The following is a 16,138-nucleotide window of genomic DNA, read 5'->3' as shown; positions in this document are numbered from 1 at the left end:
GGTCGGCATGGGGCGGGTGCTGGCGGCGCTGGGCCGGTGGGTTGCGCCGCGGGCGGGTGAGGCACGGCGGCCAGGGCGGGACTTCGCTGCCGGGGCGCTGGCGTGGACGCTGGGGGCGGCGGCGGTGGTGGCGCTGGCTGCCGGCGCGCAGGCGATGGCGAGCCGCGCGCCAGGGTGGGCGCAAGGGCTGGCACTGGGCGTGCTGCTCAAGCCGATGCTGGCCTGGCGCATGTTGCGTGACGAGGTGGCCGCGGTGGAGGCGGCGCTGGCGCGGGGGCTGGAGTTGGGGCGCGCGCAGGTGGCGCGGCTGGTCAGCCGCGACGTGCAGGGGCTGGACGAGGCCGGCGTGCGCCAGGCGGCGCTGTCCACCTTGGCGGAAAACCTCAACGACTCGGTGGTGGCCCCGCTGTTCTGGTTTGCGCTGGCGGGCCTGCCCGGTGCGGCGCTCTACCGCTGGGCCAACACCGCCGATGCGATGTGGGGATACCGCGGCGTGCGCGGAGGGCGCGACTGGACGTGGGCGGGGCGCTGGGCCGCGCGCGCCGACGACGTGCTCTCCTGGCTGCCGGCGCGGCTGACCGCCGTGGCGCTGCTGACCGCCTCGGGCCGCGGTTTGCCGTGGCGCGCGCTGCGCGCGCAGGCGCGGCGCACGCCGTCGCCCAATGGCGGCTGGCCGATGGGCGCGCTGGCGCTGCGGCTGGGGGTGCGGCTGGTCAAGCCCGGCGTGTATGCGCTCAACGAGGGCGGGCGGTTGCCGGCGCCCGCCGACACCGCGCGCGCGCTGGCATGGTGCGGGCGCGCGGTGGCCGGGTGGGGCACGCTGCTGGTGGCCGGCTTGGCGGCGCTGGAGGTTTTCGGGAGGCCGTCATGAAAGAGCGGCTGGAGCACTCGTTCTTTGAACATCGGACGGCCGAGCCGGCCAAGGCGCCGACGCAGGCGCCTGCAGCGCGGCTGCCGCGCGCCCACGGTGGCCCCGACGCCGGCGGCGTGCCGCCGTGGGACTTTTCGACCAACGCCAACGCCTGCGGGCCCTGTCCGCACGCCTGGGCGCGCGTGCAGGCCGCACCGCGGCGCCACTACCCCGATCCCGCCTATGACGGGCTGCGCCGCCGGTTGGCGGATGCGCACGGCGTGGCCCCGGCGCGCGTGCTGCTGGCCGCCAGCGGCAGCGAATGGATCCTGCGCTTTGCCGCCTGGTGCGCGCGGCGGGGGCTGGCGCGCGTCTGGTGGCCGGTGCCCGGCTACGGCGACTATGCGCACGCGGCCCAGGTCTGGGGCCTGGTGCGCGCGCCCGGCCCGGCGCAGGCGCGCGCCGGCTGGCTGTGCGACCCCGGCAGCCCGCTTGGCCGGCCGGAGGATGCCGCCGCCGCCGAGGCGCTGCTGGCCACCGGGGCACCGGTGACGCTGGATCTGGCCTACGCGCCGCTGCGGCTGCAGGGCGAGGCGGCGCTGACCGAGCGGCAGCGCGCGCGCTGCTGGCAGCTGCACAGTCCGAACAAGGCCCTCGGCCTCACCGGCGTGCGGGCGGCCTACGTGATCGCGCCGCAGGATGCTGAGCCCGGCCAGCTCGCCGAGCTGCAGGCGCTGGCGCCGTCGTGGCCGATCGGGGCCGACGGCGTGGCGCTGCTCACCGCTTGGGTGGAACCCTCCACGCGGCGCTGGCTGCAGGCCACGCACGCCACGCTCGCGCAGTGGAAGGCGGCGCTCGTGCAGACGCTCGAGGCGCGCGGCTGGGAGGTCACCCCCAGCGTCACGCCGTTCGTCTGCGCCCGTCCACCGCAACCGATCGACGCGGCGGCGCTGCGCGCGCGCGGCGTCAAGCTGCGCGATGCGACGTCGTTCGGTTTGCCCGGCTGGTGGCGCCTGTCGGCGCAGTCGCCCGAGGCGCTGCGGGCGCTGGCCGAGGCGCTGGATGCGCCCGGCGTGGCGATGGCCCCGACGACCACCGGGCGGAGGACACCGCGATGACCGCGCGCTGCCTGATGGTCTGGGGCACCAGCAGCGGCGCCGGCAAGAGCTGGCTCGCCACCGCGCTGTGCCGCTGGTACGCGCGCCAGGGCCTGCGCGTGGCGCCGTTCAAGGCGCAGAACATGAGCAACAACGCGCGCGTCGTCGCCACCCCCGACGGTGCGGAAGGCGAGATCGGCGCGGCGCAATATTTTCAGGCGCTGGCCGCCGGCGTCGAGCCGGACGTGCGCATGAACCCGCTGCTGCTCAAGCCCGAGGCCGACACGCGCAGCCAGGCGGTGGTGTTGGGGCGCGTCGATCCCGACCTGACCGCGCTGCCGTGGCGGCAGCGCTCCTCGCGCGCCTGGCCGCTGGTGCGCCAAGCGCTCGATGAGCTGCGCGCGCAGCATGACCTGATCGTGATGGAAGGCGCCGGCTCCCCGGCGGAGATCAACCTGCAGGACACCGACATTGTTAACCTGGCGCCGGTGCGCCACGCGCAGGCGCGCGCGCTGCTGGTGGCCGACATCGACCGCGGCGGGGCGTTTGCGCACCTGTATGGCACCTGGGCCCTGCTGCCGGCGGACGTGCGCGGCGCGCTGCGCGGCTTCGTACTGAACAAGTTTCGGGGCGATGCGGCGTTGCTCGCGCCGGCGCCGCAGCGGCTGCAGGATCGCACCGGCGTGCCGACGCTGGCCACGCTGCCGCTGCGCTGGGGCCACGGCCTGCCGGAGGAGGACGGCGTATTCGACGACCGCGCCGCGCCGGGCGGCGGGCCGGTGCACACCACGGTGGCGGTGGTGGCCTACCCGCGTCTGAGCAACCTGGACGAATTCCAGCCGCTGAAGAACGCCGCCGGCGTGCGGCTGGTGTGGGCGCGCTCGCCGGCGGATTGCGCCGGGGCCGACTGGATCATCCTGCCCGGCTCCAAGGCCACGGCGGCGGACCTGGCCTGGCTGCGCGCGCAGGGGCTGGACGCCGCCATCGCCGCGCACGCCGCGCGCGGCGGGGCGGTGCTGGGCATCTGCGGCGGGCTGCAGATGCTCGGCGAGGCGCTGGTCGATCCGCACGGCGTGGACGGCAACGCCCCGGGGCTGGGCCTGCTGCCGCTGGTCACCGCGTTCGAGCGCGACAAGACCGTGCGCCGCACCACGGCGACGTTCGGCCCTGTGCCGCCGGGCCCGTGGGCTTCGCTGGCGGGCGTGCGTGTGCGCGGCTACGAGATCCACCATGGCCGCACCGTGCCGCACCCGGCGCTCGTGGCGCGCGGCGAGGTGGCGCACGAGGTGTCGCCGGGGTTGGCGTGGTGCCACCCCGCCGGCCATGTGCTCGGCGTCTATCTGCACGGCTTGTTCGAGGACGAGGCGGCGCTGCGCGCGCTGCTGGGCGCGCGCGCCCGGCCGCTGGCGGACGTGTTCGACGGCCTGGCCGACCTGGTGGAGGTGCACTTCGCCCCCGGGGCGCTGGCGGCACTGGCCGGCCCCTGATCCTTCCCCCCATCGATGAGGAGCTCCCCGATGACGACGCTGAACCCCGATGACCTGCCCGCCGTGTCCGACCTGCACGACGCCGCGCTGGCCGCGCGCCTGCAGGCGCTGCTGGACGACAAGACCAAGCCGCTCGGGTCACTGGGCCGGCTGGAGGCACTGGCCCAGCGCCTCGGCCTGATCCTCGGCACCGAGGCGCCGGCGCTGCGCGAGCCGCAGCTGGCGGTCTTCGCCGCCGACCATGGACTCGCCGCGCACGGCGTGTCGGCCTACCCCAGCGACGTCACCTGGCAGATGGTGGAAAACTTCCTGGCTGGCGGCGCGGCGGTCAGCGTGCTGGCGCGCCAGCATGCGCTGGCGCTGACGGTGGTGGACTGCGGCGTGCGCCATGCCTTCGCACCGCGGCCCGGTCTGGTGGACGCCAAGGTGGCTTGGGGCACGGCGGACGCGCTGCAGCAGCCGGCGATGACCGACGCGCAATGCGCGCAGGCCCTGCGGCACGGCATCGACCTCGCGCGGCGGCTGCCCGGCAACGTGCTGCTGCTGGGCGAGATGGGCATCGGCAACACCTCGGCCGCGGCGCTGCTGATGAGCCGGCTGACCGGCCTGGACATCGCCGACTGCACCGGTGCCGGCACCGGACTGGACGCCGCCGGCGTGCAGCGCAAGATCGACGTGCTGCGCCGGGTGCTCGCGCGCCACGCACAGGCCACCGAGCCGCTGGAGGCGCTGGCGGCGCTCGGAGGCCTCGAGATCGCCACCATGACCGGTGCCGTGCTGCAGGCCGCCGCCGAGCGGCGCGTCATCGTCGTGGACGGCTTCATCACCACCGCGGCGGTGCTGGTGGCGGCGCGGCTGCGCCCACACGTGCTGCAGCGCTGCGTGTTCGCGCACCGCTCCGGCGAGCGCGGCCACGCGCTGCTGCTGGCGCACCTGAAGGCCGAGCCGCTGCTGGATCTCGGCCTGCGGCTCGGGGAGGGATCCGGCGCCGCGCTGGCCTGGCCGCTGCTGGTGTCGGCCTGCGCGATCCTGCGCGAGATGGCCAGTTTCGGCGCTGCCGGGGTGGCGCGTGCGGCGCCGGATCCGGCGCCCACCACCATCTGACGCGCCGGGAGGAGCCGCATGTCGGAGCCGAAGGCCCCTCCACGACCCCTGGCCGCCTTGGCCACCGGCGTGCGGCATTTTTTGCTGGCGCTGCAGTTTTTCACGCGCATTCCCGTTACCGGGCGGCTCGCGGCGTGGGTCGGTTACTCGCCGGCCATGCTGCGCGCCAGTGCGGCGCATTTTCCGGGCGTGGGCTGGCTGGTTGGCGGGGTGTGCGCCGCGGTGAGCGCTGCGGCCTTGTGGGTGCTGCCGGCCCAGCCCGCGTCGGCCTGGGTGGCGGCGGCCCTGGCCACGGCCGCGAGCGTCGCTCTGACGGGGGCCTTCCACGAGGACGGTTTGGCCGACACGGCCGATGCCCTGGGCGGAGTGGTCGAGCGCGAGCGGGCCCTGGACATCATGAAGGACTCGCGCATCGGCAGCTACGCGGCGGTGACGCTGGTGCTGGCCCTGCTCACCAAAGTGGGGTTGCTGGCGCTGCTGGCCCAGCACGGCACCGTGCTGGTGGCCGCCGGGCTGTTCGCAGCCCATGTCACGTCGCGGCTGGCCCCACTGTGGATCATCCGCACCCTTGCGCATGTGGGGGACACGCCACGCTCCAAGTCCAAGCCGCTGGCGGATACGATGGGTGTGTCCACCGGGATCGTGGGGCTGGGCTGGTGGGTCGCTGCGATGGCACTGGTGGTGGGGCTGGTGCCGTCCGCGCCGTGGGGCGCTGCGGTCGTGGCGGCGGGGTGCGCGCTGGTGGCCATGCGCCGCTGGTTGCGGCAACGCCTGCAGGGTTTTACCGGGGACACGCTGGGCGCCACCCAGCAGATGACGGAGCTGGCTTTTTATCTGGGGCTGGCGGTCGGGCTGGGGCTGCAGGCCCGGGGTTGGGGCTGAGGCCGTGCGCTTGTGGCTTGTGCGCCATGCTGCCACCGCCTTGCCACCTGGCGTCTGCTACGGGGCGAGCGACATTCCCGCCGACCCGGTGGCCACGGTCGAGGCAGCCCGGCGGCTGGACGCCGCGCTGCCGGCGCACTTTGGCTGGCGCGTCTCATCGCTGCTTCGGGCGCGCCAGCTTGCCCAAGCGCTGCAGGCGCGGCGCCCGGGTCTCGCGGCACCCATCGCCGACCGCAACCTGGGCGAACTGGATTTCGGTGCGTGGGAGTGCCTCGCCTGGGACGACGTGCCGCGGGCCGAACTCGACGCCTGGGCGGCGGACTTTGCCGACTACCGCCCCGGTGGCGGCGAGTCCGTACGGATGCTTCTGCGCCGCGTGCGGCACGCCCTGCGCGCCGCAATAGCCGACGGCGTGGACGACCAAGTCTGGATCACCCACGCGGGGGTCATCCGCGCCGTCCAATACACCCTGCAAGGGGTGGGCACCGCCATGCCCCCGGACGCCGGGCATTGGCCGCGTGAGGCTCCGGCCCCCGGGCAATGGGTCTGCGTGGCGCTTCCGGATACCCGCGAGGGTTGGGATTTACCCTAGTTTTGGCCGTTTTCCTCGGAATCATCAGGCCGCTGTAAGCATTGCTCCAGATAGTGCGCCCAGCAACATTGCGCATCCCGAGCGATGTTCAGGCCGGCGGCGTCCACCGCCAATTCCCACATGTGTATCCGAGGAGATCCATCATGTCCCTTGACAGCAACGCCCGGGCCTATTGGTCCGCGACGCTGGGGCTGTTGACCAAGGTCTTGGTCATCTGGTTCCTGGTGTCCTACGGGGCAGGCATCCTGTTTGCCGATGCCATCAACGGCATCAAGCTCGGCGGCTATCCGCTGGGTTTCTGGTTCTCGCAACAGGGGTCCATCTACATCTTCATCGCGCTGATCTTCTGGTATGCGAAGAAGATGGGCGACATCGACCGCAAATTCGGTATGGCCGAAGACTGATCTGAAGGAACGCACATGAGTTTGCAACTCTGGACTTATCTGGTCGTCGGCATCACGTTTGCGATGTACATCGGCATCGCGATCTGGTCGCGCGCCGGCAGCACCTCCGACTTCTACGTCGCCGGCGGCGGCGTGCACCCCGTGACCAACGGCATGGCCACCGCGGCCGACTGGATGAGCGCGGCCTCGTTCATCTCGATGGCCGGCCTGATCTCCAACATGGGCTACGGCGGCGCGGTGTTCCTGATGGGCTGGACCGGCGGCTACGTGCTGCTGGCCTGCCTGCTGGCGCCGTACCTGCGCAAGTTCGGCAAGTTCACCGTGCCCGAGTTCATCGGTGACCGCTACTACTCGCAGACCGCGCGCAACGTCGGCGTGATCTGCCTGCTGGTGGCCTCGATCACCTACATCATCGGCCAGATGACCGGGGTGGGTGTGACGTTCTCGCGCTTCCTCGGCGTCTCCAGCGACATGGGCATCTACATCGGCATGGCCATCGTGTTCGCCTACGCGGTGTTCGGCGGCATGAAGGGCATCACCTACACCCAGGTCGCGCAGTACATCGTGCTGATCCTGGCCTACCTGGTGCCGGCGTTCTTCATCTCGCTGGCCCTGACCGGCAACGTCATCCCGCAGCTGGGCCTGGGATCGGATCTCAAGGGCACAGACGTTGCGTTGCTGGCCAAGCTGGACCAAGTGGTTCGGGATCTGGGCTTTGCCGAGTACACCACCGCCGTGGCCGGCAACAAACTCAACATGTTCTTCTACACCGTGTCGCTGATGATCGGCACGGCCGGCCTGCCGCACGTCATCGTGCGCTTCTTCACGGTGCCCAAGGTTTCCGACGCCCGCTCGTCCGCGGGTTGGGCGCTGGTGTTCATCGCCTTGCTCTACACCACGGCCCCTGCGGTCGGTGGCATGGCGCGCCTCAACCTGATCGGCACCGTCAACACCGCGGTCGGCGTGGAGCCGGACCCGGCAGGCGGCATCCGGGTGAACGCCGAGCGCGTCAAGGCCAACGCGGACCTGTTCGCGGCCGAATCCGCGTTGCCCTACGACCAGCGTCCGGACTGGTTCAAGCGCTGGGAGAAGACCGGTCTGCTGAAGTTCGAGGACAAGAACGGCGACGGCCGCATCCAGTTCTACAACGACAAGACCGCCAACGCGAATGTCAAGGCCAAGATCGAGGCCGCCGGCCTCAAGGGCAACGAGCTGACCGTCAACGCCGACATCATCGTGCTGGCCAACCCCGAAATCGCGCTGCTGCCCGACTGGGTGATCGCGCTGGTCGCCGCCGGTGGCCTGGCCGCGGCCCTGTCCACCGCTGCGGGCCTGCTGCTGGCGATTTCGTCGGCCATCTCGCACGACTTGATCAAGGGCGCCATCAACCCCAACATCAGCGAGAAGAACGAACTGCTGGCCGGCAAGATCGCCATGGCCGGTGCCATCGTCGTCGCCGGCTATCTGGGGCTGAACCCGCCGGGCTTCGCCGCGGGCACCGTGGCGCTGGCCTTCGGTATCGCCGCCTCGACGATCTTCCCGGCGCTGATGATGGGCATCTTCAGCAAGAAGGTGACCGGCTCCGGTGCCGTGGCGGGCATGCTGGCCGGCCTGTTCGTGACACTGTTCTATGTGTTCGCGCACAAGGGCATTTTCTTCGTCAAGGGCACGGAGTACCTCGACCTGATCGGTGGCGCCAACAGCTTCTTCGGCGTGACGCCGGAGGCTTTCGGTACCGTCGGCGCGATCGTCAACTTCGTGGTGGCGTTTGTGGTCAGCGCGGTCTCCAAGCCGGTGCCGTCGCACATTCAGGAGCTGGTCGAGTCGGTCCGTGTGCCCAAGGGCGCGGGCTCGGCCGTGGCGCACTGAGCGCGATGCGCGTCGGGCATCGCGCCCGACGCTGCGGCCCGCCGGGCGGCTTGCCTGCGGGCCCGACGACAATAGCCCTGCCGGCCTGGCCGGCAGGGCTTTTTTGATGAGGACGCAATGGTCAGCATCTATCCGATCAAGATTCTGTTTTTCCTGGCGCTGTTTCCCGTGGCATTCTTCTGGCTGCGGCGGGCGTGGCGCATTCTGGTTCGCCGCGATTTTTCCGAGGTGGCCCTGAAAAAGGGCGAGCCCCCGGCCGACGCCCAACGGTGGGCCCCTTACGAGATGGCGATCAATCTGGTGGGTGGCGGTGTGATGGTGGGCGTCATCATGGCGGTCCTGCTGGGGTGGCTCGAGTATCAGACCTGGGTGGCGATCGCCGGAACGACGTTGTGGATGAAGATCTTTCTGTCCTTTGCACTGGCCCGCCATGCGCATGGCATTGGCCAGCCCAAGTCGCGCGCCCGGCGTTCCTGACGGCGCTGTGCGCCGCCGCGCTGGGGCTGGGGTCGGCGGCTTGGGCAACGGCAGAGGGGTGGACAGACGTGGCGCCGCCAGTGTGGACCGATGAGCCGCCCCAACTGTCGCGCTGGATCGAAGAGGGCTGGGAGGCCGAGCGGGTGAGCGATTTCTCGACGGCGGCGGCGCGCTACTGCGACGCCGCCCGCTTCGGCAGTAGCGAAGCCTATTACCGGTTGGGCGCGCTCTCCCTGCGCGAACGCCGCGATCCCGCCGGTGAAGCCGAGGGTGGGGCGTTGCTGCGCCAGGCCGCGCAGATCGGCCATCGCGAGGCCCAGGAGCTTCTGGAGCGGTATCCGCTGGGGCGGGCGGGGCCGTCGAGCGCTGCGGATGCACACGCAGCGCCAGGCGCATCCGTGGGTGCGGGCCGCCCCGACGGTCTGCCCGCTTGCCTGACAGGGGGCGAGCCGCCGCGCTTCGATCCGCCACGCCCCGAGCAGGCGGTGCCGCACGAGGTGGTGGAGCGTTTCGTGGCCGCGCTCCCCCCGGACAAGCGTCGCCACGCCCAGCTCATCCAGCGCCTGGCGCCACGTTTTGCCGTTGACGGCCGACTGGCGCTGGCCATCGCGCGGGCCGAATCCAACTTCGAGGCGCGCGCGGTCTCGCCGCGCAACGCCCAGGGGTTGATGCAGCTCATCCCCGATACGGCCGAGCGCTTTGGCGTGCGCAACCCGTTCGACCCCGAGCAGAACGTGCGCGGCGGCCTGTCCTACCTGCGCTGGCTGCTCGATCGCTTCGACGGCGACGTGGCCCTGGTCTGCGCCGCCTACAACGCGGGCGAGGGGGTGGTGGACCGCTACGGCGGGGTGCCGCCGTATGCCGAGACGCGGGCCTATGTGCAGCGCATCCTGCACTTTTATCGGGCCACGCGCCATCCCCGCCCGGGTGCCCTGTGATTGGCTGTGCCGCGGCCGACGGTTTCAGCGCCCGGTGGACTCCTCCAAATCCTGGCGAATGATGGTGGCGATCTCCTCGATCGACTTGTGCGTGGTCGACAGGATGCGGATGCCCGCGCGGCGCATCAGCGATTCGGCTTCGCGCACCTCGTAGCGGCAGTTTTCCAGGCTCGCGTAGCGCGAGTTGGGGCGACGCTCGTGCCGGATTTCGCTCAGGCGCTGGGGGTCGATGGTCAGGCCGAACAGCTTTTTCTTGTGGGGGATCAGGGCCGGGGGCAACTGTCGGCGCTCGAAGTCCTCGGGAATCAAGGGGTAGTTGGACGCCTTGAGCCCGAACTGCATGGCCAGGTAGAGCGAAGTCGGTGTCTTGCCGCTGCGGCTGACGCCGACCAGGATCACGTCGGACTTTTCCAGATTGTCGTTCGTCTGGCCGTCGTCGTGCTCCAGGGTGAAGTTGATCGCCTCGATGCGGTCGTGGTACTCGCGGCTCTTGGCCACGTCCGAAAAGCGCCCGACGCGGTGGTTGGACTTCATGCCCAGCTCGTGCTCCAGCGGCGCGATGAAGGTGCCGAACATGTCGATCAGCATGCCTTGGCAGTGCTGCTGCAGCACCTGGAGCACCTCCATGTTGACCACGGTGGTGAAAACCAGCGGCCGCTTGCCGTCCACGGCTGCGGCGTGGTTGATGTGGCGCACCGCCTGGTGAGCCTTGTCGGCGTCGTCGATGAACGGCAGCCGCACGCACTTGGGGTCGATTTCGAATTGGGTCAGGATGGCGCGGGCGAAGGTTTCGGCCGTGATGCCGGTGCCATCGGAGACGAAGAAAGCGGTGCGGTTGGGCATGATCGATCGGCGGACCGGGCTGTGCTGGCAAGGGGGCGGGAACTTACAATCGACACATTATCGCGACTCGGTGCGATGGCGGGCTTCGGCCGTCCGCACCGGGGGCCGCGGGGCCACGAACAACGACAAGCAAGCGCCCACCGGCTGCGGGACCGGTTTTTCAACATCGTGGAGTCTTCAACCATGTCCAATCGTTTCCCCCCCGATGCGCTCGTCGTGCCGTTCGAGCAGCTGCGCATGGCCGACGTCGAAATCGTCGGCGGCAAGAACGCCAGCCTCGGCGAGATGATCTCGCAGCTGCCGCAGGGCGTGCGCGTGCCGACCGGCTTCGCGACCACGGCGCATGCCTTTCGCCTGTTCCTGAAGCACGGCGGGCTGGATGAGCGCATCCACGCCATGCTGGCGAGGCTCGACGCCGACGACGTCAAGGCGCTGGCGGCCACCGGCGCCGAGATTCGCGCCATGGTCGAGGCGCAGCCGTTTCCGCCCGAGCTGGACGCCGCGATCCGCGACGCCTACGCGCGCCTGGACGGCGGGCTCAACGCCAGCTACGCGGTGCGCTCCTCGGCCACCGCGGAGGATCTGCCCGATGCCTCCTTCGCCGGCCAGCAGGAGACCTTCCTCAACGTCGTCGGCATCGAGCAGATCCTGCACAAGATCAAGGAGGTCTTCGCCAGCCTCTACAACGACCGCGCGATCAGCTACCGCGTGCACAAGGGCTTTGCGCACAGCGAGGTGGCGCTCTCAGCCGGCGTGCAGCGCATGGTGCGCTCGGACCTGGGCGCCTCCGGCGTCATGTTCACGATCGACACCGAAAGCGGCTTTCAGGACGTCGTGTTCATCACCGCCAGCTATGGTCTCGGCGAGACGGTGGTGCAGGGCGCCGTCAACCCGGATGAGTTCTACGTCCACAAGCCGATGCTCAAGGCCGGCAAGCACGCCATCATCCGCCGCAACCTCGGCAGCAAGCTGATCCAGATGGTGTTTGCCACGCCGCAGGAGCAAGCCGCCGGCGGCAAGCTGGTCAAGACGGTGGACGTGCCGGTGGAGCAGCGCAACCGCTACAGCCTGACGGATGCCGAGGTGCTGGAGCTGGCGCGCTACGCGCTGGTCATCGAGCAGCACTACGGCCGTCCGATGGACATCGAGTGGGGCAAGGACGGCGTCGACGGCCAGATCTACATCCTGCAGGCGCGGCCCGAGACCGTCAAGAGCCAAGCCGCCGGTCAGGTGGAACTGCGCTACAAGCTCAAGGCCAAGGGCCCGGTGCTGGCAAGCGGCCGCGCCATCGGCCAGAAGATCGGCACCGGCAAGGTGCGCATCGTGCACTCCATCGCCGAGATGGACAAGGTGCAGCCCGGCGACGTGCTGGTCACCGACATGACCGACCCCAACTGGGAGCCGATCATGAAGCGCGCCAGCGCCATCGTCACCAACCGCGGCGGGCGCACCTGCCATGCGGCGATCATCGCGCGCGAGCTGGGCATTCCGGCGGTGGTCGGCTGCGGCCACGCCACCGAGGCGCTCAAGGACGGCCAGCTCGTCACCGTCAGCTGCGCCGAGGGCGACACCGGCCACATCTACGAGGGGCTGCTGGAGACCGAGGTCACCGAGGTCAGGCGCGGCGAGATGCCGGAGCTGCCGGTCAAGATCATGATGAACGTCGGCAACCCGCAGCTGGCGTTCGACTTCGCCCAGATCCCCAACGCCGGCGTCGGGCTGGCGCGGCTGGAGTTCATCATCAACAACAACATCGGCGTGCACCCGCAGGCGATCCTCGACTACCCCAACGTCGATGCCGATCTGAAGCGCGCGGTGGAATCGGCCGCGCGCGGCCACGCCAGCCCGCGCGCCTTCTACGTCGACAAGGTGGCCGAGGGCGTGGCCACGATCGCCGCGGCGTTCTGGCCCAAGCCGGTGATCGTGCGGCTGTCGGACTTCAAGAGCAACGAGTACCGCAAGCTGATCGGCGGCAGCCGCTACGAGCCGGACGAGGAAAACCCGATGCTGGGCTTCCGCGGCGCGGCGCGCTACCTGAGCGCCGAGTTCGCCGAGGCGTTCGCGATGGAGGTGGAGGCCATCAAGCGCGTGCGCGGCGAGATGGGCCTGACCAACGTGCAGGTGATGGTGCCGTTCGTGCGCACGCTGGCACAGGCCCGGCGCGTCACCGAGCTGCTGGCCTCGATGGGCTTGAAGCGCGGCGAGCAGGAGCTCAAGCTCATCATGATGTGCGAGATCCCGAGCAACGCGGTGCTGGCCGAGCAGTTCCTCGAGTTCTTCGACGGCTTCTCGATCGGCTCCAACGACCTGACGCAGCTGACGCTCGGGCTGGACCGCGACTCCGGGCTGGAGCTGCTGGCGCACGACTTCGACGAGCGCGACCCGGCGGTGCTGGCGCTGATCGAGCGCGCCATCGCGGCCTGCCGCGCGCAGGGCAAATACATCGGCATCTGCGGCCAGGGGCCCAGCGACCATCCGGACTTCGCGCGCTGGCTGATGGAGCGCGGCATCAGCTCGATCTCGCTGAACCCGGACACGGTCGTCGACACCTGGCACCGGCTGGCTGCCGGGGACTGATCCACCGCGCCACCGGCTGCGCCCCGCCATGCCACTGCCCGACCCGCCCCCCGAGGAGCCGCGGCTGTGGGCCCTGTTTGCGCTGGGCGTGCTGGCGTTCAACTTTCCGCTGCTGGCGGTCTGGGCGTTCTGGGGTGAGCGCTCGGGGAGCGCCGCTCCCTTCGTGGTGGCTCTGTTCGGCGTGTGGGCGGCGTTGATCGCCGTCCTCGCCTGGCTCATGGAGCGCGCGCCGGATTGACGCCCGGTGGCGCAGTCGGTCGATGTCACCCGCGCTCGTCATCGCCGCTGCGTTTGCCTATCTGGGGGTATTGTTTGGCGTGGCCCACTGGGCCGACCGGCGGGCGTACCGGGGACGCTCCACCATCGGCAGCGCGTGGGTTTATGCGTTGTCGATGGCGGTCTATTGCACCGCCTGGACGTACTTTGGCAGCGTCGGGCGTGCGGCCAGCGGCGGTCTGTGGTTCTTGCCGATTTACCTGGGGCCGACGCTGGCCATGGTGCTGGGCTGGGCCGTCCTGCGCAAGATGGTGCGCATCGCGCGCACCTACCGCATCACCACCATCGCGGATTTCATCGGCAGCCGCTACGGCAAAAGCCCTGCACTGGCCGGGCTGGTCACGCTGATCACCGTGGTCGGCATCGTCCCTTACATCGCCCTGCAGCTCAAGGGCATTGCCGTTGCCTATGCGGTGGTGACCGACGGCGCGGCGCATGGTATCGGTGCGCCCCCCTGGTGGCGCGAGAGCACCTTCTACCTGGCGCTGGGGCTGGCCGCGTTCACCATCGCTTTTGGCGTGCGCCATTGGGACAGCACCGAGCGGCACGAGGGTATGGTCGCCGCCATCGCCCTCGAGTCGCTGGTCAAACTGGTGGCGTTTTTGGCCGTGGGCGCCTATGTCACCTGGGGGCTGTTCGACGGCTGGGGGGATATCGTCGCGCGCGCCCGCCAGGTGCCGGAGCTGGCGCGGCTGCTCACAATCGGCGACGCCGGCGCCTTTGCCTGGTCGAGCTGGCTGGCCTTGACGGTGTTGGCCGGGCTGTCCGTGCTGCTGCTGCCGCGCCAATTCCAGGTCATGGTGGTCGAGGCGGTGGACGAGCGGCACATCCGCCGTGCAGCCTGGGTGTTTCCGCTCTATCTGTGGTTGATCAACCTGTTCGTGCTGCCGATCGCACTGGCCGGGCTGCTGTGGTTTGGCAGTGCCTCCCCCGAGGCCGAGATTTTCGTGCTTCGGTTGCCGCAGGCCGCCGGGGCCGATGCCTTGTTGCTGCTGGCGTTCATCGGGGGACTGTCCGCGGCCACCGGCATGGTCATCGTCGAGACGATCGCGGTGGCGACCATGGTGTGCAACGACCTGGTGTTGCCGTGGTGGTTGCGGCACGCCGCGCGGGGTCGAGCCCCAGTCGATCTGACGCGACCCATCCTTCGCATCCGCCGCGGAGCGATCCTCGTGCTGCTGTTGTTGGGCTATGGGTACTACCGGGTGGCGGGCGATGCCTACGCGCTCGTGAGCATCGGCCTGATCAGCTTTGCCGCCGTGGCCCAGTTTGCGCCCGCGCTGCTGGGCGGTATGTATTGGAAAGGCGCCAGCCGCGACGGGGCCATGGCCGGACTGCTGGGCGGCTTCGTGGTCTGGGCCTACACGTTGATGCTGCCTTCCCTCGCCAAATCGGGGTGGCTGCCCGCCACCTTCGTGAACGAGGGACTGTTCGGCATCGACTGGCTGCGGCCGGAAGCTTTGCTGGGGCTGCAGGGGTTCGATCCGCTCACCCATGCGCTGTTCTGGAGCCTGCTGGTCAACGTCGGCCTCTACGTGGGCGTGTCGCTGGTGCGCCGGCCCGGGGCGGCCGAAACCAGCCAGGCGCTGCTCTTCGTCGATGTGTTCGAGCGCACCGGCGCGGAGGATCGCCCCGTGTTCTGGCGTGGCGAAGCCTCCCTGCCGGCGCTGGAGGCGGTGTTGGCGCGGGTACTGGGGGCTGAGCGTGCGCGTGCCCTCCTGGACGAGCAGGCCCGTGCGCGTGGGGTGCCGGTGGCGGCCTTGCCAGCCGATGCGGCCCTCGTCCATTGGGTCGAGACGCAGCTGGCGGGGGCCGTGGGCAGCGCATCGGCCCGGCGACTGGTGGCCTCGGTGGTGGAGGAGCAGCCCCTGCGCGTCGAGGATGTGCTCGATATCCTGCGCGAGACCGGGCGGCTGCGTGCCCTATCGCGCGCCTTGGAGGACAAATCCCGCTCACTGGAACGCGCCACGGCGGAGTTGCGCGCGGCCAACGAGCGACTGCAGGAGCTGGACCGCCTGAAAGACGACTTCATGTCGTCGGTGACGCATGAACTGCGCACGCCCTTGACCTCGATCAGGGCCTTGTCGGAAATCATGCGCGACGATCCCGACATGGATGTGGCACAGCGCGAGCAGTTTCTGGGCATCGTCGTGGCCGAGACCGAGCGCCTGACCCGGCTGGTCAACCAGGTGCTGGATTTGGCCAAGATCGAATCCGGGCATGCCGTCTGGGATGTGGCTGACGTGGACCTGGTGGCGGTGGTGCAGCGGGCCGCGCAAGCGGCCGAGCCCTTGCTGCGTGACCGCGGGGCGCGGCTGGCGCTGGAGCTGTCACCCGGCCCCTTGATGGTGCGCGCCGATGCCGACCGCTTGCAGCAGGTGCTGATGAATTTGTTGTCAAACGCAGCGAAGTTCGTTCCGGCCGAGACGGGGCAAGTGCGGGTGCGCGTATTCTCGGCGTTGGCCGGCGATGGCCCGCCCCAGGTCACCGTCGAAGTGCACGACAATGGACCGGGGGTGCCCATGGCCGAGCAGGCGGTGATTTTCGAGAAGTTTCGCCAGGGCGGTGACGCGCTGGATCGGCCGGCGGGCACCGGACTGGGCTTGCCGATCAGCCGTCGGATCGTGGAGCATTTCGGTGGACGCCTGTGGCTGCGATCGACGCCCGGCGACGGGGCTTGCTTCGGCTTCGACCTGCCGCTGTCGCCCCCGGCGCCACGGGTCGGCCCCTGAAAACCATCGA

General features: G+C 70.2%; 14 protein-coding genes. 13 read left to right on the top strand and 1 reads right to left on the bottom strand.

Features of this window, described 5'->3' with window-relative positions; translation table 11 throughout:
- The 10 genes from ACK4TH_RS09050 to ACK4TH_RS09005 form a co-directional block, all read left to right on the top strand.
- Nucleotides 1-871 (top strand): CobD/CbiB family cobalamin biosynthesis protein (locus tag ACK4TH_RS09050; protein WP_409625362.1); only part of this gene is annotated, 871 nt, incomplete at its 5' end.
- Entirely contained in the window at nucleotides 868-1,968 is a 1,101-nt protein-coding gene (locus ACK4TH_RS09045) for an aminotransferase class I/II-fold pyridoxal phosphate-dependent enzyme (RefSeq protein WP_409625359.1), read from the top strand. The genes ACK4TH_RS09050 and ACK4TH_RS09045, both read left to right, overlap by 4 nt.
- Nucleotides 1,965-3,434, top strand: a complete 1,470-nt coding sequence (locus ACK4TH_RS09040; RefSeq protein WP_409625356.1) for a cobyric acid synthase — start codon at nucleotides 1,965-1,967, stop codon at nucleotides 3,432-3,434. Before ACK4TH_RS09045 ends, ACK4TH_RS09040 begins: the two co-directional genes overlap by 4 nt.
- 30 nt (nucleotides 3,435-3,464) lie before the next feature.
- Nucleotides 3,465-4,538, top strand: a complete 1,074-nt coding sequence (gene cobT / locus ACK4TH_RS09035) for a nicotinate-nucleotide--dimethylbenzimidazole phosphoribosyltransferase (protein ID WP_409625353.1) — start codon at nucleotides 3,465-3,467, stop codon at nucleotides 4,536-4,538.
- A gap of 18 nt (nucleotides 4,539-4,556) precedes the next feature.
- Entirely contained in the window at nucleotides 4,557-5,420 is an 864-nt protein-coding gene (locus tag ACK4TH_RS09030; protein WP_409625350.1) for an adenosylcobinamide-GDP ribazoletransferase, read from the top strand.
- Nucleotides 5,421-5,424: 4 nt separating this feature from the next.
- Nucleotides 5,425-6,012, top strand: a complete 588-nt coding sequence (locus ACK4TH_RS09025; protein ID WP_409625347.1) for a histidine phosphatase family protein — start codon at nucleotides 5,425-5,427, stop codon at nucleotides 6,010-6,012.
- A gap of 143 nt (nucleotides 6,013-6,155) precedes the next feature.
- Nucleotides 6,156-6,416: a DUF4212 domain-containing protein gene (locus ACK4TH_RS09020; RefSeq protein ID WP_409625344.1), complete on the top strand. Its 261-nt coding sequence runs from the start codon at nucleotides 6,156-6,158 to the stop codon at nucleotides 6,414-6,416.
- A gap of 15 nt (nucleotides 6,417-6,431) precedes the next feature.
- The gene (locus ACK4TH_RS09015; protein WP_409625341.1) at nucleotides 6,432-8,285 is read left to right on the top strand and encodes a sodium:solute symporter family protein; all 1,854 of its coding nucleotides are present in this window, start codon (nucleotides 6,432-6,434) and stop codon (nucleotides 8,283-8,285) included.
- Between the two features lie 117 nt (nucleotides 8,286-8,402).
- On the top strand, nucleotides 8,403-8,762 hold the full coding sequence (locus ACK4TH_RS09010) for a hypothetical protein (protein WP_409625338.1): 360 nt from the start codon (nucleotides 8,403-8,405) through the stop codon (nucleotides 8,760-8,762).
- 68 nt (nucleotides 8,763-8,830) lie between these two features.
- On the top strand, nucleotides 8,831-9,700 hold the full coding sequence (locus ACK4TH_RS09005; RefSeq protein ID WP_409625335.1) for a lytic transglycosylase domain-containing protein: 870 nt from the start codon (nucleotides 8,831-8,833) through the stop codon (nucleotides 9,698-9,700).
- Between the two features lie 24 nt (nucleotides 9,701-9,724).
- Here the strand turns inward: ACK4TH_RS09005 and ACK4TH_RS09000 are convergent, their stop codons facing one another.
- Nucleotides 9,725-10,543: a pyruvate, water dikinase regulatory protein gene (locus ACK4TH_RS09000; RefSeq protein ID WP_409625332.1), complete on the bottom strand. Its 819-nt coding sequence runs from the start codon at nucleotides 10,541-10,543 to the stop codon at nucleotides 9,725-9,727.
- Nucleotides 10,544-10,726: 183 nt separating this feature from the next.
- Between ACK4TH_RS09000 and ppsA the strand changes: the two genes are divergently transcribed.
- From ppsA to ACK4TH_RS08985, 3 genes are read left to right on the top strand one after another with little or no spacing between them, the layout of a single operon-like run.
- Complete coding sequence (gene ppsA, locus ACK4TH_RS08995; protein ID WP_409625329.1) at nucleotides 10,727-13,120, top strand: phosphoenolpyruvate synthase; 2,394 nt, start codon at nucleotides 10,727-10,729, stop codon at nucleotides 13,118-13,120.
- Between the two features lie 28 nt (nucleotides 13,121-13,148).
- The gene (locus tag ACK4TH_RS08990) at nucleotides 13,149-13,358 is read left to right on the top strand and encodes a hypothetical protein (RefSeq protein WP_409625326.1); all 210 of its coding nucleotides are present in this window, start codon (nucleotides 13,149-13,151) and stop codon (nucleotides 13,356-13,358) included.
- Nucleotides 13,359-13,380: 22 nt separating this feature from the next.
- Nucleotides 13,381-16,128, top strand: coding sequence for an ATP-binding protein (locus ACK4TH_RS08985; protein ID WP_409625323.1), 2,748 nt, complete (start codon nucleotides 13,381-13,383; stop codon nucleotides 16,126-16,128).
- Nucleotides 16,129-16,138 lie beyond the last annotated feature (10 nt).

It is taken from the genome of Tepidimonas sp., assembly GCF_046292505.1.
GTDB lineage: Bacteria > Pseudomonadota > Gammaproteobacteria > Burkholderiales > Burkholderiaceae_C > Tepidimonas.
This window is presented reverse-complemented; position numbering and strand designations above follow the sequence as displayed.